The following is a 222-nucleotide window of genomic DNA, read 5'->3' on the forward strand; positions in this document are numbered from 1 at the left end:
CTGCTCTCTCTGAGTTCGGTGGTTCGAATCCATCATCCTCCACCAGTTTTTCTTAGGGGCATAGTTTAAAGGTAGAACAAAGGTCTCCAAAACCTTTGGTGTGGGTTCAATTCCTGCTGCCCCTGCCAGCTCGAATAGTAACTTGGCGGCCGTGGCGAAGTGGTTAACGCATCGGTTTGTGGATCCGACATTCGGGGGTTCAATTCCCCTCGGCCGCCCCAT

General features: G+C 52.7%; 2 tRNA genes. Both read left to right on the forward strand.

The window, feature by feature from the left end:
- The first annotated feature begins 54 nt into the window (after positions 1 to 54).
- Positions 55 to 128 (forward strand) — tRNA-Trp (locus KP806_RS27490).
- A gap of 17 nt (positions 129 to 145) precedes the next feature.
- Positions 146 to 221: transfer RNA gene (locus KP806_RS27495), tRNA-His, on the forward strand.
- Position 222: the final 1 nt, after the last annotated feature.

This window comes from Paenibacillus vietnamensis, from assembly GCF_020169515.1.
In the GTDB taxonomy this organism is placed as follows: domain Bacteria; phylum Bacillota; class Bacilli; order Paenibacillales; family Paenibacillaceae; genus Pristimantibacillus; species Pristimantibacillus vietnamensis.